Origin of the sequence: Sphaerospermopsis sp. LEGE 00249, from assembly GCF_014299995.1 — a bacterium.
GTDB classification, from domain to species: domain Bacteria; phylum Cyanobacteriota; class Cyanobacteriia; order Cyanobacteriales; family Nostocaceae; genus Sphaerospermopsis; species Sphaerospermopsis kisseleviana.
In genome coordinates, this window is record NZ_JACJUZ010000011.1 from 1 (window position 1) to 24,669 (window position 24,669).

Below are 24,669 nucleotides of genomic sequence, written 5' to 3' on the forward strand. Positions count from 1 at the left end.
CCCCAGTCCCCACCTCCCTGAAATCCCCCCTGGGAGGTTAATTTAACAGGTTCTCAACAATATTTAGAAATGTAAATTTTACATTCTTTAATATAAACTACTGGGTCTAGATATGATCCCAAAATACCTGTAGTTGAGTATTGGTATATGGTTTCAGAATCATTAAATTAATATAAAATGTATAAAATTTCTTCTTATCTACAAACTTAATGAAGTTTTGTAACGAAAATTAGTAACTTTTCGGGTATACACCCCTTATATGTAAAGGACTTGAGGCTTTTCTTATTACCTGATCTTATTTATTCATAAATTGTAACAAATAAAGTCTCTATAGCAGTGTATAAACTAATCTGGAGGGGTTCAAAAACAGAGCAAAGTTAAACGAGGCAACCAATCCAATCTCGTTGGCTGGTTTCTCATAAAATTACCTCTGATTCTCATATTTCTGCCTTCAGGAAGATAGACGAGAAAATGAGAAAAGAAGTAGACAACAACTTAGCTTTGATTAACTCATTGTTTTTGAGCATCCATTCCTGATTGATAAAACAGCACCTGTTTCAATCAACACAACTCTCAACTAAGTAATTAGGAGATTAGAGTCCATGACATTAGATGTATTTTCCAAGGTTGTTACTCAAGCTGACGCTAGAGGCGAATTCTTAAGCACCGAACAACTAGATGCTTTGACAGCAGTTGTAGCTGCTGGTAGCAAGCGTTTGGACGTTGTTAACCGCATCACCAGCAACGCTAAAGATATCGTTACCAACGCTGCTCGTGCTTTATTTGAAGAACAGCCCCAATTGATCGCTCCTGGCGGTAACGCTTACACCAACCGTCGCATGGCTGCTTGTCTGCGCGACATGGAAATCATCTTACGCTATGTTACCTACGCTGCATTGGCTGGTGACGCTAGTGTTCTCGATGACCGTTGCTTAAATGGCTTACGTGAAACTTACCAAGCTTTGGGTACTCCTGGTGCTTCCGTAGCTGTTGGTGTTCAAAAAATGAAAGAAGCTGCTATCAATATCGTTAACGATCCCAACGGTATCACCAAAGGTGATTGCAGTTCTTTAGTTTCTGAATTGGCAAGCTACTTTGATCGTGCTGCTGCTGCTGTTGTTTAATCAACGTTGTTTAATCAACAAGTACAAACAAGTACAAGTAGTCCACAGCTAAAAATCTAGCTATTCCAACAAGATACGAAACCAATCAAGGAGAAATTAGACCATGAAAACCCCAATTACCGAAGCTATCGCATCTGCTGATACCCAAGGACGTTTCCTGAGCAACACAGAATTACAAGCTGTTAACGGTCGTTTTGTACGTGCTGCTGCCAGCATGGAAGCTGCTCGTGGTTTGACAGCTAACGCTCAAAAGCTGATTGATGGTGCTACTAACGCCGTATACAGCAAATTTCCCTACACCACCTCTACACCAGGCGCTCAATTTGCTGCTGATGCTCGTGGTAAGTCTAAGTGCGCTCGTGACGTTGGTCACTACCTCCGCATCATCACTTACAGCTTGGTTGCTGGTGGCACAGGTCCTTTGGATGAGTTCCTAATTGCTGGTTTGGCTGAAATCAACAGCGCATTTGATTTGTCTCCTAGCTGGTATGTTGAAGCTTTGAAATATATCAAAGGCAACCACGGTTTGAGCGGTCAAGCTGCTAACGAAGCTAACACCTACATTGACTACGCTATCAACGCTCTCAGCTAGATAGCTTCTTGCCCGGAGAAGGGTACAAGTGCTGGATGAAGTTTATCCCTTTGGGGTTAAATCAGTTTTCGTGGGGAATCTCTTTTCACTCGACTAGACTGAATCACCTAGCAGTTGGATCTCGCTCCGGGCATAGTTTTATGTATGTTAGGTGACAGGTTACAGGTGACAGGTGACAAGTGACAGGTGACAGCGATAATAGTTTTCTGATCACTAAAGTTTGTATCACCAGTTAATTAATGTCCTGATTACCTTATCTGTGGCTATAGCTAACAAATAACCAACTTGATGCAACCAGCAATTGGTTAGAAAGAGCAGTATTGCTAATCAAAATTGCTAATCAAAGGGGAAAAACAATGGCAATTACAGCAGCAGCGTCTAGGCTGGGAACTGAGCCTTTTAGTGATTCACGTCGAGTTGAACTACGCCCCAAAGCCAGCCGCGAAGAAGTGGAAATGGTGATCAAAGCCGTTTATCGCCAAGTTTTAGGAAACGACTATATTCTGGCTTCAGATCGCTTGAAGAGTGCAGAGTCACTTTTGCGTGATGGCAATTTGAGCGTGCGTGAGTTTGTGCGGAGTATAGCTAAGTCAGAACTCTACAAATCCAAATTCTTCTATAACAGTTTCCAAACTCGGTTGATTGAACTCAACTATAAACATTTGTTGGGTCGCGCTCCTCTGAATGAGTCTGAGGTGACATACCACTTAGACTTATATATTAACGAGGGTTACGATGCAGAAATCGACTCTTATATAGATTCGATGGAGTATCAAAACAACTTTGGCGACAATGTTGTTCCATATTATCGCGGGTTTGATTTTCAACCAGGACAAACATCTGCTGGTTTTACCCGGATGTTCCGTTTGTACCGTGGATATGCCAATAGTGATACTGCTCAGGTAGAAGGTAGCAAATCACGTTTGGCGAGGGAATTAGCAAGTAACAAAGCTTCCTCCGTTGTCGGTCCATCCGGTAGCAATAATAATTGGGCATTCCGTCCCACTGCGGATAACGCTCCCAAACAAAACTTAGGTAATGCTGTAGGGCAATCGGATCGCGTTTACCGAATTGAAGTAGCGGGCATACGCAATCCAGGATTCCCCAGCGTGCGCCGCAGCAGCACAACTTTCATTGTACCTTATGAGCGCCTTTTAGACAAAATGCAGCAAATTCACCGATCCGGTGGCAAAATTGTCAGCGTTATATCCACATAAGGTAGAGTGCTGTTTGTTGGTATACCCCATCAAGAGGAGATTTAGAAGTAATGTTCGGTCAAACTACACTTGGTGCTAGTAGCGTTTCTTCATCTGCAAGCCGTGTATTTCGTTATGAAGTTGTGGGCTTAAAGCAAAACCAAGAAACCGACAAAAATAATTTCAGCATTCGTCGTAGCGGTAGCGTATTTATGACCGTACCCTACAGCCGGATGACTGAAGAAATGCAGCGGATCAGCCGCTTAGGTGGCAGAATTGTCAAAATTGAACCTTTGACTGTAGCAGAATCATAAAGCCCTGGTCATGATAGAACCCAGTACGTCAGAATATTCTGCCGAAAATGGGGCGCAGTTGACACCAGAGCAAGCGATCGCCAACCTGCAATCATCAGATTTAAGTCTCCGCTATTATGCCGCTTGGTGGTTGGGTAAATTTCGAGTCAGTCAGCCAGAAGCCGTAGACGCACTGATGACAGCGTTAGAGGATGAAGCTGACAAAACAGAACTAGGAGGTTATCCACTCCGAAGAAATGCAGCCAGAGCATTAGGAAAATTGGGCAGTCCTAAAGCTATACCGGGCTTGATTCAGTGTTTGGAATGCTCAGATTTTTATGTGCGGGAAGCAGCAGCCCAATCTTTAGCAATGCTGAACGCTAAAGCAGCATTACCAGCACTGATCAAAATGCTAGATGGGGGTGTTGCCAAGGCCGTGCAAGTACCAGGCCGCCCCCATCTTACCCAACCATATCAGGCAGTGTTAGAAGCCTTGGGAGCTATTGGTGCAACTGAGGCTATTTCCCTAATTCAGCCTTTTTTAGAGCATCCAGTCACAAGGGTGCAATGCTCCGCAGCTAGGGCTATGTATCAACTCACCCAAGATTCTCAGTATGGGGAATTTTTGGTGACAATGATGCAAAGCAGTGATCTGAAATTGCGGCGCTCTATTTTGGGGGATTTGGGAGCGATTGGGTATATGGCTGCTGCTGATGCGATCGCCCAAGCTCAGGCAGAAAATAGTTTTAAACTCATGGCGCTTAAAGGATTGTTAGAACATCAACTTGCGGATGGATTAGATTGCGTTTCTGATCAGGCAGTCCGAGTCATGCACCTGATGGATTCACTTTTATAAGTTGGTGATTGGTGATTGGTGATTGGTGATTGGTGATTGGGAAGAATAAACTTTTGCCTCTTGCCTCTTGCCTTCTTACTGTCACCTTCCAACTACTGACCACTGAGACATGAATGAACTAATTAATGCTGTCAACCAAGCGGAAACATCAGCGCAAATGGTGACAGCCGTGAAGAACCTAGCAGCAGCTAAAGATCCAGAGGCCATTTCTACCTTAATCGCTGTTTTTGGTTACAATAACCCAGCAGCAGCGGTGGTGGCAGTAGCAGGACTCACAGAATTGGGAGAAATAGCAGTACCCCAATTGCTAGAACAAATTGATGATTATAACTATGGCGCACGGGCTTATTCGATTCGCACCTTGGCTGCGATCGCTGATCCCCGTGCTTTAGATGTGTTAATCACCGCTGCTGCTACAGACTTCGCGCCTAGTGTGCGCCGTGCTGCTGCTAAAGGATTAGGAAATTTAAACTGGTCTCAATTAGGCATTGCTGAACGTCAAACAGCTATCAATCGCGCTTTAGAAACATTGCTGTTAATTTGTCAAGATACAGACTGGTCAATTCGTTATGCTGCCATTGTTGGTTTACAGTCTTTGGCAAAAATAGCAGAGGTTCGAGAAATCATCTTAACTCGATTCCAAGAAATGCTGGCTCATGATAGTGAAAAAGCTGTTTGCGCTCGCATTCAATTGGCTTCTAGAACACCGATTCATTAATCGTCAGGGCGAAGCATTTGGGTAATAACCTATCGCTGAAACCAGTTCATATTCTGTCCGAATGCTTCGCCCCTACAAGGTAAAAACAGATTACCTAGCATTACTGAATCGACACTCTAGCCAATTAGCTTCTACCAGTTTAGGATTTTAAATTTCAGCATCACCATAAAACAAGGTAAAAGTCAAGATGTCAATACCACTTTTAGAATATTCTCCTTCTTCACAAAATCAGCGTGTCGAAGGTTACGAAGTTCCCAACGAAGACACCCCAACCGTTTATAAACTGAACTACGCCACATCAGATCAAGATGTTGATGCAATTATTTGGGCAGGATATCGGCAGATTTTTAGCGAACATCTGATTTTAAGCAGTTATCGTCAAAAATTTTTAGAATCTCAACTGCGAAACCGGGCTATTACTGTTCGTGATTTTATCCGGGGTTTGGGTAAATCAGATGTTTTCCGCAGCCAAGTAGCAGAGGTTAACTCTAACTATCGCTTAGTTGATATTATCCTCAAGCGGTTTGTGGGACGGGCAGCTTACAACAAAGATGAAGAAATTGCTTGGTCTATTGTTATTGCTACCAAAGGCGTACATGGCTTTATTGATGCGTTGTTAGACTCTGACGAGTACCTCAACAACTTTGGTGATGATATCGTACCTTATCAACGTCGTCGCTTTGGTTCACGTCCTTTTAACTTAGTTAACCCCCGTTACAATGCCAATTGGCGCGATACCCAAAGTATGCGTTCTTTTGGTTATCGTTCCTTCTACAGCATCCGCACTTCGGGAACTCTCACTACTGAAGATATCCGCAAAGCTATTCCAGCTAACTTCTTGGCAATGGCTGGAAACATCATTACTCCTGAACGCAACTACCAAAGAACAATTGCTGCTGTGACTTCTCAAGTGAAAACTTTGGAAATTCCCGACACTTCACGGGATGTCACCACAGAAGAAGTAACCATTAAACCAGTAGCAGTTTCTCTACCTTACAGCTATATCCCGGCGATCGCGAAAAATTAATCAAAGGGAATAGGGAACAGGGAACAGTAAGAAGGCAAGAAGCAATAGTTCGACTTCGCTCACCAACCAGGCAAGAGGCAAGAGTTTATTCTTCCCAATTACCAATTACCCATTACCCATTACCCATTACCACTTACAAACAACATAAAATATGGCAATACCTTTACTAGAATATAAACCCAGTTCACAAAACCAACGGGTTGCTGGTTACGAAGTACCCAACGAAGATACTCCCAGAGTTTACCGCATTGAAGATTATGCTTTTGGTGGTGAAGTTGAAGAATTGATTTGGGCTGCTTATCGCCAACTTTTTAGCGAACACGTCATCCTCAAATTCTACCGCCAAAGTAATTTAGAATCTCAGGTAAAAAATAAAGCTATTACTGTCCGTGATTTCATCCGGGGTTTAGCTAAATCTGACGCTTTCCAGGATTTGGTAATTAAAACCAATTCTAATTATCGCTTAGTAGAAATTGGACTCAAACGGTTGTTAGGTCGTGCGCCTTATAACAAAGATGAAGAAATCGCTTGGTCTATCAAAATTGCTACCGATGGCTGGGATGGTTTTGTGGATGCTTTGATAGATTCTCAAGAGTATCAAAGCTGCTTTGGGGAAAATATTGTTCCTTACCAACGCCGACGTTATAAAGATAGACCCTTTAATTTAGTCACACCCCGCTATGCTGACTATTGGCGGGATAAGCTAGAAGCTGAACGCTACAAACCCGGTAGTATCAGTGACTTCATGAAAATGGCTGCTGCTGTTAATATCAGGATTGTTACTTATACACCAGTTAGCACAGCTAACATTGCAATTCCCGATACTACTAGGGAAACAGTACCCGCAGGTGTTCCTGTGTCTATCAGTCCTAGTGCTAGTTTCCCAGTTCGTTAAATCTCTTAATTAGGTATGTAACCTAATGAGAGAAAATAGTTAAAGTGCGAATTGGGAATTTTAGTGATCAAACCTAATTCTGTTTTGAAACAAACCCAATTCTGTTTTTAAACGAAACGAATTTATCAACAAGAGGAAAGACGCAGCATGGCACTGCCATTACTTCAATACAAACCATCTACCCAAAACCACCGCGTTAGCAGTTTCGGTGTTGCTGATAAAAACGAAGATACTCCTTATATCTACCGTTTAGAAGATGTTAGTTCTTACACTGACATTCAAAGCATCATTTGGGCTTCCTATCGCCAAGTTTTCAGCGAACATGAAATTTTGAAGTTTAACCGCCAAATTACTTTAGAATCTCAACTGAAAAATGGTTCTTTGTCTGTTAAAGACTTCATTCGTGGTTTAGCTAAATCCGAAGCTTTCTATCGTTTAGTTGTTTCTGTTAACAACAACTACCGTTTAGTAGATATCACCCTCAAGCGGATTTTGGGTCGTTCTGCTTACAACAAAGAAGAAGAAATTGCTTGGTCAATTGTTATTGGTACTAAGGGTTTTGATGGCTTTGTTGATGCTTTGGTAGACAGCGAAGAATATAACCAAAACTTTGGTGATAACACCGTACCTTACCAACGTAAACGCATGGAAGGTCGTCCCTATAACTTGGTTACTCCTCGTTACGGTGTGGACTTCCAAGAAACAGCAGGTACAGTCAGAACCGACTGGCGCTTTGTGTTGGAAAACTTCTACACTGCAAAGGCGAAAACAAAACGTCTCAGAGAAGGCGATCCTGGCAAGTTTGCAGATATGGCCGCTTCTCTGTCTGGTAAGGGTAACTATGCTCAAAGAATCTCTTCTTTTGACATTGATTACTTGAATGAAGTTCCTTATCGTGGTAGACGCTAAAATCGGTAATTCTCTAATTACCTATTGATTACCTAAACTTTCTACTGGGTCTGGTTTTTACTTTGATATGATAACGAGTTGGCGGTTTCTATGTTAGCTAGTTATGGTGTTAGGTGAAAACTGGACCCTTGGTTTTAGGGGCAGAAGGCAGAAAGTTGGAAAAACAAAGATAATGCTTGCTGAAAATGAAAAAAATAAAAAAATAGCTCTGTTAAGGGCGAAGCATTCAGGCGATAAATTAAGCTGTTGTGCATTTAATTTGTATAAGTGGAACAGGCATCTTGCCTGTTAAACAAGAGTTCAGAACATTAGGATTATACAATTTAGCTGTGTAACAGCTTATCAATTTTGATCACAGGTTATTTTCCGAATGCTTCGCTCCTACGACTCCTGACTGCTGACATAAATCACACTTAAATCCTATTATCTTTTATCCACCAGTAAAAAAGTAAGTCGATTGCAATATGAACCAGCGAATAACGCAGGAACAGTTAAATCAAATTATTGCTGAAGTTCAAGGTTTACAATTACGTCAAGAAGCTGAATTTGACCAACAGCAAATTCAGCAAATTTTACAAGAGTTAAATTTACCTCCAGAGTTGTTAGATGAAGCTTTGATTCAGTTGCGTCGTCGTCAAGCTTTAGAGGTGCAACAACGTCGTAATAAGTTGATAGCTTTTGGGGTGGTTGGGGCAATTATGATTACTGTTGGAAGTTTAGTATTTTTTAATCAACAACAAGCTTCCTTATTAGCTAATGTTTCTGCTCAACAAGATAAAATCACTTTGGCTGATGAAGTTGATATAAAAACTGTTTCTCGTCAAGCTAATGGTGAAGTTTTTTATCGTGTAACTTTGAAAGATGCACCGATAGGTAAAAAGTTATCTCTTAGTTGTAATTGGATTGATCCTAGTGGAAAAATTGTGAAACAAAATGCTTATGATACTAAAGATATAACTACTTCTATTTGGAATACTCATTGTAAGTATACGATTAATTCTACTGCACCTGTGGGTAATTGGCAGGTGGAAATGTTGCTGGATGGGAGAAAAATTAGTGAAGAAATTTTTGTTGTGCAATAGTTATGTTATCCTATCATTTTATCGGTTATTGGGGTGAGAAGAATGAAGAAAAACTCACGCAGAGACGCAGAGACGCAGAGAGAGGAGGGGAGGGAGAAAGGTTTGTTTGGAATGTGGTTTATGTGGGTTGTGAGTCTGTACCGGAGATAGAAGGAAATACTATTGCTGCTGTTTCTGCTTCGGGGTTTTCTGATGCTGATGTTTGGGTTAGGGTGGAAGATGATAGTTTGATTTTGGGTAGGGAGGTTTTTGGTAAAGTTCCTTTATTTTGGAGTTGTCAAAATAATACTGTTTGGTTTGCTTCTCGGTTAGATTTGCTTTTGGAAATAATGGATAAACCGGAAGTTTGTATTTCTGGTTTATATGGTTATTCTTGTTTTTCTTATGTTCCTACTCCTGTAACTTCTGTTAGTGGGGTGTTTTCTGTCGGTGCGGGAACTGAGGTGATTTTTAATATTGATAACGTTGGTAATTATCAGGTAATAAATAATTACAATTATCAATGGTATGAATCTCAGGAACAAATTACAGATGAAAATACCGCAGTTTCTCAATTACAAAGTTTATTAAAAAATGCGGTAGAAAGACAAGTTGCTGATGTAAAAGATGAACCTGTGGGGGTTTTTCTTTCTGGGGGTTTGGATTCTTCTATTGTTGCTGCTTTGTTGGTACAATTGGGGGTGAAGGTTCGCGCTTATAGTTTAGATTTTGGTGAATTTGGAGTTTCTGAGTATTGTTATGGGAAACAGGTGGCAGAGTTTTTGAATATTCCTATTATTAAGGTTGATGCAAGTCCGAAAAATATTAAAAATGCAATTGTTCCTACTGTTAAAGCTTTAGATTTACCTTTTGGTGATGGTGTTACTGTTCCTTTATATCTTTTAAATAAAGTTGCTTCTCAAGAAACTAAAGTGATTTTTAATGGTGAAGGTGGTGATCAATTATTTGCAGGTTGGACTAATAAACCTTTAATTGCTGCGGGTATTTATCAAGGTTTACATCCCCATAAAAATCAGGATTTTATCTCACAATATCTGGGAACTTTTCACCGTCTCTGGGGTTATGAATCTAGGGTGTATCAACCAGATATTTATGCTCAGATTCAAGGTTTAAATGCTCAGGAATGGCTGTTGGATGGGTTAGATAGTCGTTTTTGTCCTTCGTTGTTACATCGTCTGCGTCGTGCTAGTTTGATGTTAAAGGGAGCGCAAAATATTCATCCCCGTGCAACTGCGTTAAGTTTTGTGCATGGTTTAAATGTGCGATCGCCTTTTTGTGATTTAAATTTAGCAAAATGGACTTTTCAGCTATCTGGTGAACTCTGTTTACAAGGTGCTTGTGAAAAGTATATCTTGAAACGCGCTGTAGAAAATTTGCTACCCTCGGAAATAGTTTGGAGACAAAAGCGGGGTATGGGTGTTCCCCTAACCTCTTGGTGTGTAAATAATTTTTGGCATGATCTTGGCAATTGGTTAAATCCAGGTATAATAAAAGCACAAAATATTTTTTACCCTGATATAGCAACAAAAATTATTACCGGAGAACTGGGAGGACATATTCAAGGACGACGCATAGGTGAGATACTTTGGTTACTTATTATGTGGGAACTTTGGTATTTTCACGTTTTTGGTGTAAAACTAGGGTCAAAGTCTTGGAAGCATCCGTTTTTATTACCTCGTGGTTTATGGAAACATTACAAGAAACTGCAAAATTATTAACTCCATTTTCTCAAGAACTTGCTGAGGAATTATTAAATATTTACGGTTCTCCTTTATATGTTTATGATGGCAATATTTTAAATCAAACTATTTCCCATATTACTAACTCTTTCCATTATCCTCAAACTCGGTTTTATTTTGCTAGTGTCACTAATGGGAATATTGCGTTATTGAAGATATTTAAAAATGCTGGTTGGGGACTTCATGCTAATACACCAGGTGATATTTATTTGGGTTTAAATGCTAGTTTTACACCTTCGGAAATTGTCTATAGCGGTAGTAATTTAAGTCGGGAGGAAATTGAACAGGTTTTAAATTGGGGTGTAAATACTTTAAATTTGGATAGTATTTCTCAGTTGCGTTTGTTGTGTGAGGTTTTATTATCTCACGCAAAGACGCAAAGACGCAAAGAGAAGGAAGATTTAAAGATTGGATTAAGGTTGAATGTTTCTGAAGATAGTCGCATTGGTGTTAGTATAGCAGATTTTGATCAGGCTGTTGCTATTGCTAGAGATGCTGGTTTAAAAATTACAGGATTGCATTTTTATCGGGGTACGGGAACTAATGCGACTTCTGCTTTTACTAATGTTATTGATGAGGTAATATCCATAGCAAAAAATTTACCAGATTGGCAATATTTAGATTTTGGTGGTGGTTTTGGTTATCCCTATCATCATGATAGAATTGCTTTTAATTGGGGATTTTTTGGAGATGATTTAAGTAAAAGAATTGGCAATTTAGGTAAAAATATTAATTTGATTATTGAACCAGGACGCGCTGCTATAGCTGGTTCTGGAACTTTGTTAGCTCAAGTTCTATCTGTAAAATGGCAAGGTAATAAACAAATTTTAGGTGTAGATTCTACAGTAGCTAATCTTTCTGTTCCTGCTGTTCATGGAGGTTATCGAGAAATTGTAAGTTGGAAAAATCAAACTTATGAAAAGTATATCACAAATTATATCACGGATGTTTGTGGAAATACGACTTATTCACGGGATTATTTAGCTAAAAACTGCCAACTTCCCGCTTTAGAAATTGGTGATATAATCGCTATTTTAGATGTGGGTGCTTATGGTTATGCTATGTCTTCTCATTTTTTACATCGTCCCAAACCTGCGGAGGTGTTATTAGAAAATGGTACTCATCGGTTAATTAGAAAACGAGAAGATTACAGTGTTTTACTGAATAATCAAATAGTTTAAATATCTTACCAATTACCAATTACCCATTACCAAAAAACCTATGAAATGTATTAACTGCGGAACTGACAACACTTTAAAAGATAGAACAGCAAACAACGGAAGATGTAAACAATGTCATCATCCTTTTGTTTTTGAACCCACAACAATGGGGACTTTGAAAATTACAGATCCCATGTTTGGTAAAATATTGGCAGATATTTCTGCTAATGATACTTTATATTTTACACCTAAGCAGCTTTTATATTTTTTAGATAATCGCATCCGAAACAAAGCATTTCAAACCCGTAGTTTTGTGTTTTTATATTTCTTTTTCAATATTTGGGTTACTCTCTTTGTCGGAGGAATAACAAGTGCTTTTTTACCTAATTCTTTTCTGGTTGCTAATTTAGTTTATCAAGCAGCGACTATTTTCTACTTATTTAATAACACCAAATCAAGTAAATTAACTACTGCAAGTCGCAAAGCAAGTGCTAAAACTTTACGCATTGTGGGAATATTAATTCTAGTATTGGGAATATTGGTAAGTTTAACCGTAAACTCGTTTCCTATTTTTTGTATATTGGTCATTTTAGGAATGTTGTCAATATTTTTAGGAACTAGACAGTTAGGAAGAGTGGGAAATTTACCACAGGAATTTTTAGTTACTCAATCTTATGTAGATGGGTGGTTAGAAAATTGGCAAGCTATTAATGGTAGAATTAATAAGGTTTTACATGAACCACAAAATCAAATTTCACCTGCATCTATTAACCCCGATGTTACTGCTTATAGTTTTGATAGATTGGTTGTTTGTGATAGTGCTAACATTGCACAATTATTAATTGCTAATAATTTCCATTTTGAAAATAACTGTGCAATTCTTAGTGTTAATGGTTATCCCCAAAGCATTTTCGATACAACAATGGAAATGCTACGACGTAACCCCAATTTACAAGTTTTTGCATTCCATGATTGTAGTCCTAAAGGTGTGAGTTTGGTCTATCATCTCCGCACCAGTGAAAATTGGTTTTTAAATAGTGAGGTGACTATTATTGATGTGGGTTTATTACCGCGTCAAATTCTTGCTAATAAGCGAGGTATGTTTATTCAAAATGCAGAGTATTTAGCTAAAAAATCCAAAGAATTACCGTTAGAAATTCGTCAGAGTTTAACTGCGGAAGAGTTAACTTGGTTGGATGCGGGTAATTTTGTAGAATTAGAATCTTTTTCCCCACAAATGTTGATTAAAGTTCTCAGAAGTGGTATTTCTGGAAGTTTGAATTTAACAAATGATGATAGTAGTTTTATAGTGGTTGGTGATGGGGGGAATGATATTTATATGGTGGAAAGTTTTGGTTAATTTTTTACTTGTTTATTTACCTGCAACCAAATTTCCAAACTTACCAATAACCATAGTTTAACACCATAACGCCCCCAAATATCACCTTTAAAATCTAACCAGTTTCGCAAAATATCCTGATTAATATAAGCGGAAATCTCACTATTTCTATTTAACAACAATTTCCGCGCTTGTTTTTGCCAATATTTCCTAAATCCTAATTGTACAGGAACCATCATTCCACTTTTAGGACGCTGAATAATTGTATCTGGTAAAATATCACTGACTGCTTTTTTCAAAACTGCTTTTTCTTCCACTCCTGAAAGTTTATATTCTGGGGGAATTTGCATACTCAAGTCAACTACTCGCTGATCAAATAATGGTGATAAACCTTGTAAATTTGCTGCTTGGGTTAAGTTATTTACCTTGGTGAGAATATGATCTGCTCCTTTAAATTTAATATTCAATTTCATTAATCTATTTAAATAATTAATATCGCCATTTAAATCATGGTAAAATACAGAAGATTCGTTTTTTACACTTTGCCAAATTTCCGGTTTTAATAGTTGTGGTAAGTCTAAAGCACATTTTTGGAAAGATATTAAATAAGCTGTTAAAGCATCTTGATTATTAATTGTACCATATAAACTATTAATCAACATCGGTTGATTTTTGGGACCGCCAAAACAAGGATCTCCTCCTTCTCCATTTAATGTAATCTCTACATTTTCTCTCGCTAGTTTACCTATTAATAAATTTGGTACTGTTAAAGGATCACCGATAGGATCATCTAAATATAACATTGTTTCTGGTAAACGTTCCCACATTTCCCGAAAGGTAATTTCTAAAATGTGATGTTGTGTTTGACAATGTTGTGCAACTAAGCTAGAAAATTCTAATTCATTGGGTGTTTCTGTACCAAAATGAATGGAATAAGTATGCACTGGTGCGTTATGTAATTTTGCTGCTAATGCGGTAATACTGCTAGAGTCTAAACCACCAGAAAGAAATACTCCTAAAGGTTGATTTTCTGGTAAATATTCTTTGATAACTTGTTCTAGTAAAGCATTTAATTTCTCGCTATACCATTCTAAAGGTTGATTAACATCTATTACTTTTTCTTGGAGTTGCCAATAATGATAAACTTGATTTGAAGGCATTTCCATAACTGTGCCAGGACGCATTTCTTTAACATTTTGCCAAAGTGTTCTTTCTCCTGGAACAAATGCACAATAAAGATAATCTCTTAATGCTATTAAATCTAAGTCATTGTTTCTATGAGGTGCAAGGGTGGTTAATTTGGGAGCAATCCAGCAAGTTGAACCTTTAGTTGTATAATATAAAGTTCGGCTACCTATGGCATCTCTGACTAAATATAATTCTTGCTTTTCTCGATCCCAAACTACTAAGTTAAACATCCCTAATAATAGGGTTAAACATGGAAAATTATACTTTTCCCAAAGTTGTACAATTATTTGTTGATTACTGATTTTTTGGGGAGAATCAATATTTATCCTTTGGAGGAGTTCTAAACGATTACTTAACCATATATCACCAACTAATACAAATCTTTCGTTAAGACTAATGGCAAAATTTTCGGAAGCGGAAATAACAGCAAATTGTTGATCTTGCCAGGTAACATCTGCTTTTAAAGCATCTACATTATTATCTAATTTTCCATAAGCTACATACCAAGTAGGTATTACTTCCAAATTAGAATTTATTGATTGAGGATTTTGAAAAAGATTAAAAAACATATTAAATTAACTATGAAGGCACTTAGACACAAAGCAGTTTATACAGTTTCTTTACGAGGCTGCGCTAAATTTTCTGACCTCTTTCTTTGTGTTCTTTGCGTCCTTTGCGGTTCGTTATATAATTTAGCGCATCTTCATACAGAATTGGTATTACCAAAGAGTAAGCTGTTGTGCATTTAATTTGTATAAGTGGAACAGGCATCTTGCCTGTTAAACAAGAGTTCAGAATATTAGGATTATACAATTTAGCTGTGTAACAGCTTATTAAAAATAACAGGAATGATTAACACAATTTTAGTACCCCAAGGAGCAGAAAACCAAGCCGTTTGTCGTGGTTTAAGTCGTGTTAAAGGTTTGCAACCACAGGTGATAGCAATACCCCTGGGAATGAAATCACTGTACCAGTTTTTGGAAAAAAATTGTCAACATTTAAATCAACTCAATCAACGGGTGCTGCTGATGGGTTTATGTGGCAGTTTAAATGAGCATTACAAGGTTGGTGATATAGTTCTCTATCGAGATTGTATGTATCAAAGAAATCTGCAAAAGTGCGATCGCACCTTGATCACAGAGATATATAACCAACTTGGGGATACAGTAGCTTTTGTTCAGGGATTAACGAGCGATCGCGTCATATCCCTAGCAGCAGAAAAACAAAATTTACATCTACAATCTGGCGCTGATGTTGTTGATATGGAAGGATTCACATTCTTAGAATTTTTCCAGCCACTGGGGATATCAACCGCAATATTACGAGTCGTTAGTGATGATACTCTCTATGATATACCTGACCTGACAACAGCCATTAGTGCCGATGGTTCACTTCAACCTCTACCCCTGGCCTTAACATTCATCCGTAAACCCCTAGCTGCTACCCGCTTGATTCGTAGTTCCTTACAAGCACTCAAAATATTAGAAACCGTAGCTTACTGTTTAGCCAGTTCCTCAACTCGGATATAGATCCCCGATTTCTTTGCGAAGTCGGGAATCTGAGGATCACTTCAATAATGGACAATTAACAATGAACAATTGACAATTACCTCTCTGGTTGAAAGGAGAAGATTGAAAAAGCTGAATTTTTGGCTTTTTTACCCTGTAAACGGAAGTTTTAAACCTTGAATGAAAAAATTGTCAATTGTCAATTGTCAATTATCAATTGATAACTCAAAGCTTAAATCGCTGCTGCTTCCCGTTGAGAATCAAAGAAAATCTCGAAAGAACCATCAGGTATGAGTTGACGCAAGTGCTGAATATAACCATCTGCATCTGAACGACTACGGAATCTGGCAATAATTATACGCTCTTGATTCGCAACCACACGAGCTATAGCCCAACTATTCAGCCGATTTCTATAAGAAATTGCTGGATTTTTGGATTTCGTATCTTTATCATCTGTGTTTTGTGGCATGATTATATTATCCGTATGAATTTGAGTGATTGGCGTTAGTGTGTCTCTTAGGGGGAATAACACTAGCGCCTTTAATTGATGATGCCACTTTGTTATTACATAATTCTTGGATTGTCAATACTTAGTGCAACAATTTGTTTTTACTAGGCAATAAAACCTAGAAAATATTATTTCCAGAATTTTCACGATACACAAATAAAGTTAATATTAACAGTGCTGAATGCTTGGTAAATAAAACAACATTTTTCATTAAAAATTTACCTCTTACTTAGAGAAAATTACATATCAATTTATAAATCATTGTAGCATGAATCTACAATTTGTGAGAATATATATTGCGTATTGCCCCCTACTAATCTGGGAAATCATCTGATACATTAAACAGGAATGTTGTATGAAATTCACTGCATCAATTTTAAAAAAAGTTGCTACAGAAATGGGCGCTTCTATTTTAATAGAACCTGAATATGAACTAATTGGACATATTACGTTTAAAAATGGGAAAATAACCGTTTTTGATAACACGAGATTCAATATTAATGGTTTTGGTTCGGCAAATTTAGCACAAGATAAAGCCTTTTCTAATTATTTTTTGGGTAAACTTGGTTATCAAGTTACGGAAGGAAAAACATTTTTTAATGATAAAATGTGTGCAAAAGTCGCCAACCCCAGAAATATCCATGATGGTTGGAACTATGCCCAAGAATTAGGATTCCCTGTAATTGTTAAACCTTTAAATCTCAGTTTAGGAATTTTAGTTACTAAAGTATATAATAAACAGGAATATTATCAAGTAGCAGAAAAAATACTTGCTACTCAGTCTGTCTTAATTGTAGAAAGATTTTATCAAGGTAATGACTTTAGGATTTTAGTTTTAGATAATGAAGTTATAGCGGCTTATCAAAGAATACCTTTATCTGTCACGGGTGATGGTAAATCTACTATTTTAGAATTACTACAAAAAAAACGTCAACAGTTAATCAAAACAGGGGAAAAAATATTAATTGATGTCGAAGATTTCCGCATTATCAAGAAATTAAACAAACAAAATCTGAGCTTTGATAGTGTACTTGCTGAAGATACTTTAATTTATCTTTTAGACAACGCAAATCTATCTACAGGTGGTGATGCAATAGACTTCACGGAAAATATTCATCCTGATTTTCAAAAATTGGCGATTAATATCACTAAAGATATGGGTTTGAGATTAGCAGGTGTAGATATTCTCACCGATGATATTACTCAACCCATAGTAGATTATACTGTAGATTATACTCTGTTGGAAATTAATAGCGCCCCTGGTTTAGCTCATTATGCCTTACTGGGAGAGCAACAAATACAGAAAGTAGAAGATTTATATCGGAAAATTTTGCAAGCATTAGAAAACGAATAAATGTGGTAAGGAGTTAGGAGTCAGGAGTCAGGAGTCAGGAGTAGATTCAATCCAAAATCCAAAATCTAAAATCCAAAATCGAATTACTCACCAATTTTTACCTAACAGAGATTCAAATTCTGCTTGTAAAGCTGTAATTTCCCCAACTCTAGCCACCAGCAAATTATCTTTACCAGCATCTTGTAATCTAGCTTTCCAATATTGAATAGTCTCTGCATTATTCAACCAAAATTCAATCACTGTATCTACCACTTGATCTAAATTCCAACTACCAGCAGTTGGAACTGATTCTACAGATTCTAGAAAAGCATCTAATGTACAAGTTTGAGTTCCCAAATATTCAACTTTTTGGTGTAGAGGTTTTTCTAAACTTTGTTGTTGGTGATTGAAAAAGTATAAAATTGGAGATACTCCTACAATGTCAAAAGTATAGTTCATGCCCATCCTCCAAATCTGTTGAGTTGTTAGTCTATTGACTGGAATCTGTAACCTATTTAATTTTTTATGAGTGATTTCAGCATCAAATGTGATTGCTATATAGTCAAATATAACGGCAAAAAACAGAAATTACAAGTTCAATCTACTGATTTTAAAATTTTTTAAAATTTTTTTAAAAATTAGCACTTGTGAACTGAGAGTGCTAATTTTGAGTGCCATTATTTAATATATATTTGATATATTATAAAAATAGTTTCCAGGCTTATTTGGGGAGTTAAGATCATTTTTAATAGTTTCTTAGTTATTGGCTTAACTAATGGTAGAGGTGAATTAGCAGCCTTGTCTGCTGCCTGTTTATGGGCGATCGCTTCCGTGGTATATGGAGTATTAGGGCAACGCATTCCGCCCTTACAGCTAAATTTAATCAAAGGCATAATAGCGATCGCCCTGTTGCTAATTACAATCGTCATCAGCGGTGATTTTTTACCCACCCTTGCACCCTTAAACTTATTATTTCTACTCCTCAGTGGTGCAGCGGGTATAGGTTTAGGAGATACAGCTTTTTTAGCAGCTATTAACAGACTAGGCGCACGTCGAGTTTTGCTGTTGGGAACTTTAGCCCCTCCCATGAGTGCGATCGCTGCTACAATTTTTCTCCAAGAAAGTCTGAACATCAATGCTTGGTGTGGTATTTTACTCACTATTTTGGGTGTTGCTTGGGTTGTTACCGAAAGAGTCAGTAATAATGGTGAAGGTGCAACCACACAACTATGGCCAGGAATAGGGTTAGGTTTGTTAGCAGCAGTAGCTAACGCCATCGGTGCTGTTTTTTCCCGTGCAGCATTTACAGGTACGAATATTTCCCCTTTGTGGGCAGCATTATTCAGATTAATTGCCGGAGTATTAATAATTTTAATTTGGGCATTTTTGCCCAATCAGAGAAATAACGTCTTTGTATATCCTTATTGGCAGTCAAAACGAGTTATATTAGCCAGTTTTTTAGCTGCTTTTTTAGGCACTTATTTAGGAATTTGGTTACAACAAACAGCCATTAAATTAACTAACGTGGGTATTGCCTCAACCCTCATGCAAACCAGCCCTATACTTGTAATTCCCATTGCTATCTTTATGGGTGAAAAAGTCAGTTTGAGAGCTATTATAGGGGTAATAATTGCAATTTTCGGAATTAGTTTATTAGCTTCCATCACTTCACCCATCTCAGTTAGAAACATTCTCTAGAACACCGATTTATTAATCGTAAGGGCGTATAGCATTCGGACAGAATATGAACTGCTTTCAGCGATAGGTTATCACCCGAATGCTTCGCCCCTACAAGGTAAAAACAGTAAAAACAGATTACCTAGCATTACTGAATCGACGTTCTAGCTTAGACCGGAACTTAAGTTCCGGGCGGGTTTGGAAGCTAAACAAAAAAGCTATTTGTGGTCTGAGTTGACACCAATGAGCATTGCTAAACCCCTACACAGGAGTCACAATGTTTGATCAAGCTGACCATTAACTCCTGACTGCTGATAGCCGAATAGTCGTAACTACGGACAGAATAAAGTATCTCTTGTATCCCTACCCGTGACAGGATTAGTACCTTTAGCCAACTTGCATAATTTTTTTTGCTCATCTGAACGCAGCAACACATCAGTAAAATCTGCTCCGTCAATTATAGCACCATCAAATTTGGCACTAGCCGCAAATGCACCTTCCAAAACAGCATTAGTTAAATTGGCTTTAATCAAACGTGCAGAATCCAAGGTAGCATTAGTTAAATCAGCCCCCGTTAAATTTGCTGATTCTAGATTTGCAGCAAAAAAGCTCACACCACGCAAGTTAGCACCACTAAAATTACTCTGACGAAGGTTAGCCTTAGTAAAGCTAGAGTCTGTTAAATCACGTCCAGAAAAATCTGCTTCTATCAAAATTTCTTTGTTGTATTCTAGTGCTAAAGCTGGTGATGCTAAACCTATTAATGCCGTTATGGGAATGAGCGCCCAAAGCAGTAAACTGAGGATAAGTGACCAAAAACGATACTTAATATTCATGGTATTTTTTGTATTGGGTTTATTAATTCATGTCTAAACCTCCTCCATCTAATTATGCTGATATTGGTAACATAGGAGAAGACCTAGTAGCACAGTGGTTAAAATCTACAGGTTGGGAAATTCTGCACCGTCGCTTTTCTTGTCGCTGGGGAGAAATTGATATTATTGCCCAGTACCACGATACAAAAGAAACAGCAAACAAGCAAACCACCAATCATCAAAACTCAATACTGGCATTTGTAGAGGTAAAAACCCGCAGTGCTGGTAGTTGGGATGCTGGAGGTAGAAACGCTATCACCCCAAAAAAACAAGCAAAACTCTGTCACACAGCAGGAATATTTTTAGCTCAGTGTCCTGAAAAAGCTGATTATTCTTGTCGTTTTGATGTCGCTATTGTCTTTTGTCAACCCTTGTCGCAAAATCTTCAGAGGGCAAGATTTACCCCGGAAACCCTAGCTAATTTATCAATACCAGGATATAACTTTAAGCTGCTCGAATACATTCCAGCAGCTTTTGATCCATCAACCATAAATTGATAATTGGTAATTGGTAATTGGTAAACTTCCTTCTGTCACCTGTCACCTGTCACCTGTCACCTATTTTCAAGCCAAAGTTTCTGGACAATAGCCCAAACCTTGGACAAACTGTTGTCTGAATGCTTCGATTTCTTCTTTTTCTGGACTACCATGAGATACAATAGCTACTTGGTAGCGACGCATTACGTCCACGGGATACTGTCCCGCCTCCAAGCTCCAAAGTGCCATTTGTATCCTCATAGGTGGATCATAACTAATTCCTAATTCATTGAAGAAAGCCCGAAAATCACCATCTTCTTGGGCTGAGATCGGTTCTCTAAGTTTAATCCTCACTACCCAACCATCAATTTGATGAATTACGGTGATAAAAGAAACAGGAGTTTGGGGTCTGTTGTGCAGGTGTTGAACTACCCTGAGAGTTAGACTAGCATTTGCCAGGTAATATAAATATTCCATGATGGTATTTGGGATCAAATCCAATCCTACATCTATATCTTCCTGGATCAAGGATAGTTCCTGCTAGGGTAAAAGTCCCCGTTTTTATATGGGGAGATTTACCCAATTTTGATGATTGGGGATTGGTGACTGGTGATTGGGGATTGGTGACTGGTGACTGGTGATTGGGGATTGGTGACTGGTGACTGGTGACTGGTGACTGGTGACTGGGAGGATGAATAACCCAATGCCCATTACCCATTACCCATTACCCATTACCCATTACCCATTACCTATTTACCTTTGAGAAAAATGTCTAACTTAGAAAATCAAGGTGTGGATTTAGACCGTTCTTTATCTGGCTATGATTATGAACTACCGACGGAATTAATTGCCCAAAACCCGGCTGTTCCTAGAGATAGTTCTCGTTTGTTGGTGATAGATTCCCTGAGTACGGGAGTAGAAAAACCAGCACTTGATTACATTTTCCGAGATTTAGTGGAAATACTCAAACCTGGGGATTTGTTAGTGATGAATAATACGAAAGTTATTCCAGCCAGGTTATATGGCCGCAAATCTACGGGTGCAGAGGTAGAGGTTTTACTGTTGGAAGAACGACAGCATAACTGTTGGTTGGCTTTGGTGAAGCCGGGAAAATACTTTAAACCAGGAACTCAGATTATTTTTGATGGGCAAAAATTAGCTGCGGGTAATGAACTAACAGCGACAGTTGTAGAAAGAGATGAAGCCACTGGGGGGCGGTTATTGCAGTTTGATTTACCGGAAAATGTGCCTTTGGTGCAAGTATTGGAGAAGTTCGGGGAAATACCTTTACCTCCTTATATTAATGCTTCCTCTGCTGCTGATGAACAATATCAAACTGTCTATGCCCAGGAACAGGGGGCGATCGCTGCACCCACAGCCGGGTTACACTTTACACCAGAACTTTTACAAAAATTACGCGATATTGGCATTAATCAAGCTTTTTTAACTTTGCACGTCGGTGTGGGTACTTTCCGTCCAGTGGAAGTAGAAGATGTAACAACTCACCAAATGCACGAAGAATGGATTGAAGTTAGTAATGCTACAGTAGAAAAAATTAAGGCTACTAAGGCTGCTGGAGGGCGAATTATTGCCGTTGGTACTACAGTAGTCCGGGCATTAGAAGGTGCGGCACAATCAGGGGATTTACAACCTTATGTGGGCAAGGTAAATTTATTTATCTATCCTGGTTATCAATGGCGAGTGGTACAAGGTTTGATTACGAATTTTCACTTACCCCGTTCTAGTTTATTGATGCTGGTAAGTGCCTTGATTGGTAGAGAAAGATTATTAAAAATTTATGAACAAGCGATCGCATCTCGATATCGTTTTTATTCCTTTGGTGATGCCATGCTGATCTTACCTCAAGCAACTATTAATGCTGGTGATTGGTGATTGGTGATTGGTGACTGGTGATTGGTGACTGGGGAAGAAAATTTTAGATTTTAGATTGGAATTGACAAAAACAATCCAAAATCCAAAATCCAAAATCCAAAATTGAATTACCAATTACCAATTACCTCTTTAAGAATTAAATTGTGAATTTTTGATGTAGTTATGGGTACTCTGATTGTGTGAGGATATCAACTACAAATACCAGGCGGGTAATATGTCTAAAATAATGCAATTTAATCAATGCTTACACAGGCAATTTAAAGGAACATTTGACAAAATTTCTGTCAAAGGATGGGGACTGCTGTTTGCTTCCTCAGCATTTTTAGTGGTGGGTTTACCGACAATTATAGATTTACCAGGTAGTAAACTATTGGCGCAGAATGTGGTTTCTCAAGATTTGGATGCAGCTATGTTGTACCAAATGGGAGTGACACGCTATAACCGCAAAGATTTTCAGGGTGCAGAATCAGCTTTTCGTCAAGCTTTGCAGCGAGATCCTAATATTGGGTTAGCGCGGAATTATTTAGGCAATATTTTCATGCAGCAAAATCGCCTAGAGTTGGCGGTACAAGAATATGGGGAAGCGGTAAGACTGATTCCTAATTTTGGCGATGCTTATTACAATTTGGGGTTAGCTTTGCAAAGACAAGGACAAAACGAAGCGGCGATCACTGCTTATCGTCAAGCGTTGATAGTTAGTCCCACAATGGTCAATGCTTATTATAATCTAGGCTTGGTTTTGTATGAACAAGAACTGCGCCAGGAAGCGATCGCAGCTTACGAACAAACTATTAATTTAGATAGCAGTAAAGTGGATGCTTATTTAAATTTAGCGATCGCTCTTCAACAAGAAGGTCAGATAGAACAAGCAATTTCTAATTATCGTCAAATTTTAAAGTTAGATCCTCAAAACAACATAGCATACAATAATTTGGGTGCTTTGTTAGTGATTCAAGGTCAACCTTTAGAAGCTATTGCTGTTTACCAACAAGCTATTCGTCAAAATTCCAAAAATGCTGTAGCTTACTATAACTTAGGAGTAACTTTATATAATCAGGGCAATCTCAAAGCAGCTAATCAAGCATTAAAACGCGCCCGTAAAGAATATGTAGAACAGGGTAATACTGAACAAGCTGCAAAAATTGACGAGATGACACAGAAACTTACCGCATATTTAACACCCAAAAAACCAGAAGTTAATCAAACCACAACTACAACACCCACTCCTGAAAGTGATAATAACGCTGATATTATATTGCCACCACCTGAGCAAGTTGTACCAGTTAATCCCACAGATCAACCTAACATCTTTGAACTACAGTTACCACCGCCAGAACAATTGCCAACAAATTCTCAATCAAATTAGAAGTAATTGGGAATTGGTAATTCAATGAAAGGATTTTGGATTTTGGATTTTGGATTGTTTTTGTCAATTCCAATCTAAAATCTAAAATCTAAAATCTAAAATTTTCTTCCCCAGTCCCCAGTCACCTAAATTGGTAAACGATTAATATCTCTATTGCAACCAATTACCACCATAGCTGAACCACGTTCTAAACGCTTAGTGGGGTCAGGATTAATCTTAAATTTACCATCCTGACTTACTGCTAACAAATTTAAACCATAACGGTTTCTCAGTTGAATTTCTGCAACAGTTTTACCGTGAAATTCATCAGGGACAATTACTTCAACAATGCTATGATCTGGATCGAGGTCAAAGCGATCTAAAATAGATGGTCTAGTGAGAGTTCTTGCTAAAGCACAACCAGCTTCATATTCTGGGAAAACTACATGATCTGCTCCCACTCGTTTTAATAGCTTGCGGTGAACTTCACTAGAAGCTTTTGCAACTACATGAGGTACACCAGCTTCTTTAACATTAAGAGTGGTGATAATACTTTCTTGAATGTAATTACCAATAGCCACAATTACTGTATCAAATTCAAAAATACCAGCTTCTTTGAGTGCAGCAGGTTCAGTAGAGTCTAGTTGTACTGCATGACTGACTATTTCATCAGTTAAAGCTTCAGAAACTCGCTTTTCATCCACATCTGTCGCTAGAACTTGATAACCAAAACTGTGCAATGTTGCACAAACAGAACGACCAAAACGACCTAACCCAATTACAGCAAATTGCTGATTATCGTGCCGTAAACTGCGAAAAAATTTTAATGATGAAAGATTCATAAATATTGGGAATGGGGAATGGGGAATTGGGAATTGAGAACTCGGAATGGGGAATATATCAGAGTATTTACCAATTACCAGTTAAAAATTACCT

At 38.1% G+C, this 24,669-nt stretch carries 27 protein-coding genes; 19 read left to right on the forward strand and 8 right to left on the reverse strand.

The genetic code is table 11. From position 1 onward, the window contains the following. Positions 1–602: 602 nt before the first annotated feature. The 13 genes from H5968_RS05820 to H5968_RS05880 all read left to right on the forward strand — a co-directional run bounded on the left by H5968_RS05820 (position 603) and on the right by H5968_RS05880 (position 12,951). Complete coding sequence (locus H5968_RS05820; protein ID WP_096565049.1) at positions 603–1,124, forward strand: phycocyanin subunit beta; 522 nt, start codon at positions 603–605, stop codon at positions 1,122–1,124. Between the two features lie 103 nt (positions 1,125–1,227). Further along, positions 1,228–1,716, forward strand: a complete 489-nt coding sequence (cpcA, locus tag H5968_RS05825; protein ID WP_096565051.1) for a phycocyanin subunit alpha — start codon at positions 1,228–1,230, stop codon at positions 1,714–1,716. A 356-nt stretch (positions 1,717–2,072) separates the two neighbouring features. Further along, positions 2,073–2,933, forward strand: coding sequence for a phycobilisome linker polypeptide (locus tag H5968_RS05830; RefSeq protein WP_096565053.1), 861 nt, complete (start codon positions 2,073–2,075; stop codon positions 2,931–2,933). Between the two features lie 50 nt (positions 2,934–2,983). Then, a complete protein-coding gene (locus H5968_RS05835) occupies positions 2,984–3,226 on the forward strand; it encodes a phycobilisome linker polypeptide (RefSeq protein ID WP_096565055.1) in 243 nt (80 codons plus the stop codon). Between the two features lie 10 nt (positions 3,227–3,236). After that, entirely contained in the window at positions 3,237–4,061 is an 825-nt protein-coding gene (locus tag H5968_RS05840; protein ID WP_187039165.1) for a HEAT repeat domain-containing protein, read from the forward strand. Positions 4,062–4,170: 109 nt separating this feature from the next. Next, complete coding sequence (locus H5968_RS05845) at positions 4,171–4,779, forward strand: HEAT repeat domain-containing protein (RefSeq protein WP_096565059.1); 609 nt, start codon at positions 4,171–4,173, stop codon at positions 4,777–4,779. A gap of 187 nt (positions 4,780–4,966) precedes the next feature. Beyond that, positions 4,967–5,806, forward strand: a complete 840-nt coding sequence (locus tag H5968_RS05850) for a phycobilisome rod-core linker polypeptide (protein ID WP_096565061.1) — start codon at positions 4,967–4,969, stop codon at positions 5,804–5,806. A gap of 151 nt (positions 5,807–5,957) precedes the next feature. Then, positions 5,958–6,701, forward strand: coding sequence for a phycobilisome rod-core linker polypeptide (locus H5968_RS05855; protein ID WP_137666390.1), 744 nt, complete (start codon positions 5,958–5,960; stop codon positions 6,699–6,701). Positions 6,702–6,848: 147 nt separating this feature from the next. After that, on the forward strand, positions 6,849–7,610 hold the full coding sequence (locus H5968_RS05860; RefSeq protein WP_096565065.1) for a phycobilisome rod-core linker polypeptide: 762 nt from the start codon (positions 6,849–6,851) through the stop codon (positions 7,608–7,610). A gap of 464 nt (positions 7,611–8,074) precedes the next feature. Continuing rightward, positions 8,075–8,692, forward strand: coding sequence for a DUF3859 domain-containing protein (locus tag H5968_RS05865; protein WP_187039166.1), 618 nt, complete (start codon positions 8,075–8,077; stop codon positions 8,690–8,692). Positions 8,693–8,694: 2 nt separating this feature from the next. After that, complete coding sequence (locus H5968_RS05870) at positions 8,695–10,410, forward strand: asparagine synthetase B (protein ID WP_187039167.1); 1,716 nt, start codon at positions 8,695–8,697, stop codon at positions 10,408–10,410. Further along, on the forward strand, positions 10,377–11,612 hold the full coding sequence (locus H5968_RS05875; protein WP_187039168.1) for a decarboxylase: 1,236 nt from the start codon (positions 10,377–10,379) through the stop codon (positions 11,610–11,612). Before H5968_RS05870 ends, H5968_RS05875 begins: the two co-directional genes overlap by 34 nt. A 40-nt stretch (positions 11,613–11,652) precedes the next feature. Beyond that, a complete protein-coding gene (locus H5968_RS05880) occupies positions 11,653–12,951 on the forward strand; it encodes a hypothetical protein (RefSeq protein WP_187039169.1) in 1,299 nt (432 codons plus the stop codon). Here the strand turns inward: H5968_RS05880 and H5968_RS05885 are convergent. Both H5968_RS05885 and H5968_RS05890 read right to left on the reverse strand, forming a co-directional pair. After that, positions 12,948–14,687 carry an asparagine synthetase B gene (locus H5968_RS05885; RefSeq protein WP_187039170.1) on the reverse strand — a complete coding sequence of 580 codons (1,740 nt, stop codon included), beginning with the start codon at positions 14,685–14,687 and terminating at the stop codon, positions 12,948–12,950. The genes H5968_RS05880 and H5968_RS05885 overlap by 4 nt on opposite strands. A gap of 64 nt (positions 14,688–14,751) precedes the next feature. Continuing rightward, complete coding sequence (locus H5968_RS05890) at positions 14,752–14,889, reverse strand: hypothetical protein (protein ID WP_187039171.1); 138 nt, start codon at positions 14,887–14,889, stop codon at positions 14,752–14,754. Positions 14,890–14,966: 77 nt separating this feature from the next. Between H5968_RS05890 and H5968_RS05895 the strand changes: the two genes are divergently transcribed. Beyond that, positions 14,967–15,647, forward strand: coding sequence for a phosphorylase (locus H5968_RS05895; protein WP_187039172.1), 681 nt, complete (start codon positions 14,967–14,969; stop codon positions 15,645–15,647). Positions 15,648–15,858: 211 nt separating this feature from the next. Here H5968_RS05895 and H5968_RS05900 read toward each other — a convergent pair whose 3' ends face one another. Next, positions 15,859–16,095 (reverse strand): hypothetical protein, encoded by a 237-nt coding sequence (locus H5968_RS05900; RefSeq protein ID WP_137668380.1) that lies wholly within the window; start codon positions 16,093–16,095, stop codon positions 15,859–15,861. Between the two features lie 394 nt (positions 16,096–16,489). Between H5968_RS05900 and H5968_RS05905 the strand changes: the two genes are divergently transcribed. Next, the gene (locus H5968_RS05905; protein ID WP_187039173.1) at positions 16,490–17,488 is read left to right on the forward strand and encodes a cyanophycin synthetase; all 999 of its coding nucleotides are present in this window, start codon (positions 16,490–16,492) and stop codon (positions 17,486–17,488) included. 87 nt (positions 17,489–17,575) lie between these two features. Here H5968_RS05905 and H5968_RS05910 read toward each other — a convergent pair whose 3' ends face one another. Continuing rightward, a complete protein-coding gene (locus H5968_RS05910) occupies positions 17,576–17,926 on the reverse strand; it encodes a hypothetical protein (protein WP_096565082.1) in 351 nt (116 codons plus the stop codon). A 303-nt stretch (positions 17,927–18,229) separates the two neighbouring features. Here H5968_RS05910 and H5968_RS05915 point away from each other — a divergent pair, with 303 nt between their 5' ends. Further along, positions 18,230–19,165 (forward strand): DMT family transporter, encoded by a 936-nt coding sequence (locus H5968_RS05915; protein WP_096565084.1) that lies wholly within the window; start codon positions 18,230–18,232, stop codon positions 19,163–19,165. A gap of 311 nt (positions 19,166–19,476) precedes the next feature. Here the strand turns inward: H5968_RS05915 and H5968_RS05920 are convergent, their stop codons facing one another. Continuing rightward, positions 19,477–19,980, reverse strand: a complete 504-nt coding sequence (locus H5968_RS05920; protein ID WP_187039174.1) for a pentapeptide repeat-containing protein — start codon at positions 19,978–19,980, stop codon at positions 19,477–19,479. A 29-nt stretch (positions 19,981–20,009) separates the two neighbouring features. Here H5968_RS05920 and H5968_RS05925 point away from each other — a divergent pair, with 29 nt between their 5' ends. Continuing rightward, positions 20,010–20,516 (forward strand): YraN family protein, encoded by a 507-nt coding sequence (locus H5968_RS05925; RefSeq protein ID WP_187039175.1) that lies wholly within the window; start codon positions 20,010–20,012, stop codon positions 20,514–20,516. A 66-nt stretch (positions 20,517–20,582) separates the two neighbouring features. On the opposite strand, the gene H5968_RS05930 is transcribed toward H5968_RS05925, so the two are convergent. Then, entirely contained in the window at positions 20,583–20,972 is a 390-nt protein-coding gene (locus H5968_RS05930; protein ID WP_187039176.1) for a hypothetical protein, read from the reverse strand. Next, a complete protein-coding gene (locus H5968_RS05935) occupies positions 20,941–21,213 on the reverse strand; it encodes a hypothetical protein (protein ID WP_187039177.1) in 273 nt (90 codons plus the stop codon). The genes H5968_RS05930 and H5968_RS05935 overlap by 32 nt, the downstream gene beginning before the upstream one ends. Positions 21,214–21,263: 50 nt before the next feature. Between H5968_RS05935 and queA the strand changes: the two genes are divergently transcribed. Beyond that, positions 21,264–22,388: a tRNA preQ1(34) S-adenosylmethionine ribosyltransferase-isomerase QueA gene (gene queA / locus H5968_RS05940; protein WP_187039178.1), complete on the forward strand. Its 1,125-nt coding sequence runs from the start codon at positions 21,264–21,266 to the stop codon at positions 22,386–22,388. Positions 22,389–22,602: 214 nt separating this feature from the next. Further along, positions 22,603–23,754, forward strand: a complete 1,152-nt coding sequence (locus H5968_RS05945) for a tetratricopeptide repeat protein (protein WP_187039179.1) — start codon at positions 22,603–22,605, stop codon at positions 23,752–23,754. 125 nt (positions 23,755–23,879) lie between these two features. Here the strand turns inward: H5968_RS05945 and H5968_RS05950 are convergent, their stop codons facing one another. Further along, positions 23,880–24,575, reverse strand: coding sequence for a TrkA family potassium uptake protein (locus H5968_RS05950; RefSeq protein WP_187039180.1), 696 nt, complete (start codon positions 24,573–24,575; stop codon positions 23,880–23,882). Positions 24,576–24,669 lie beyond the last annotated feature (94 nt).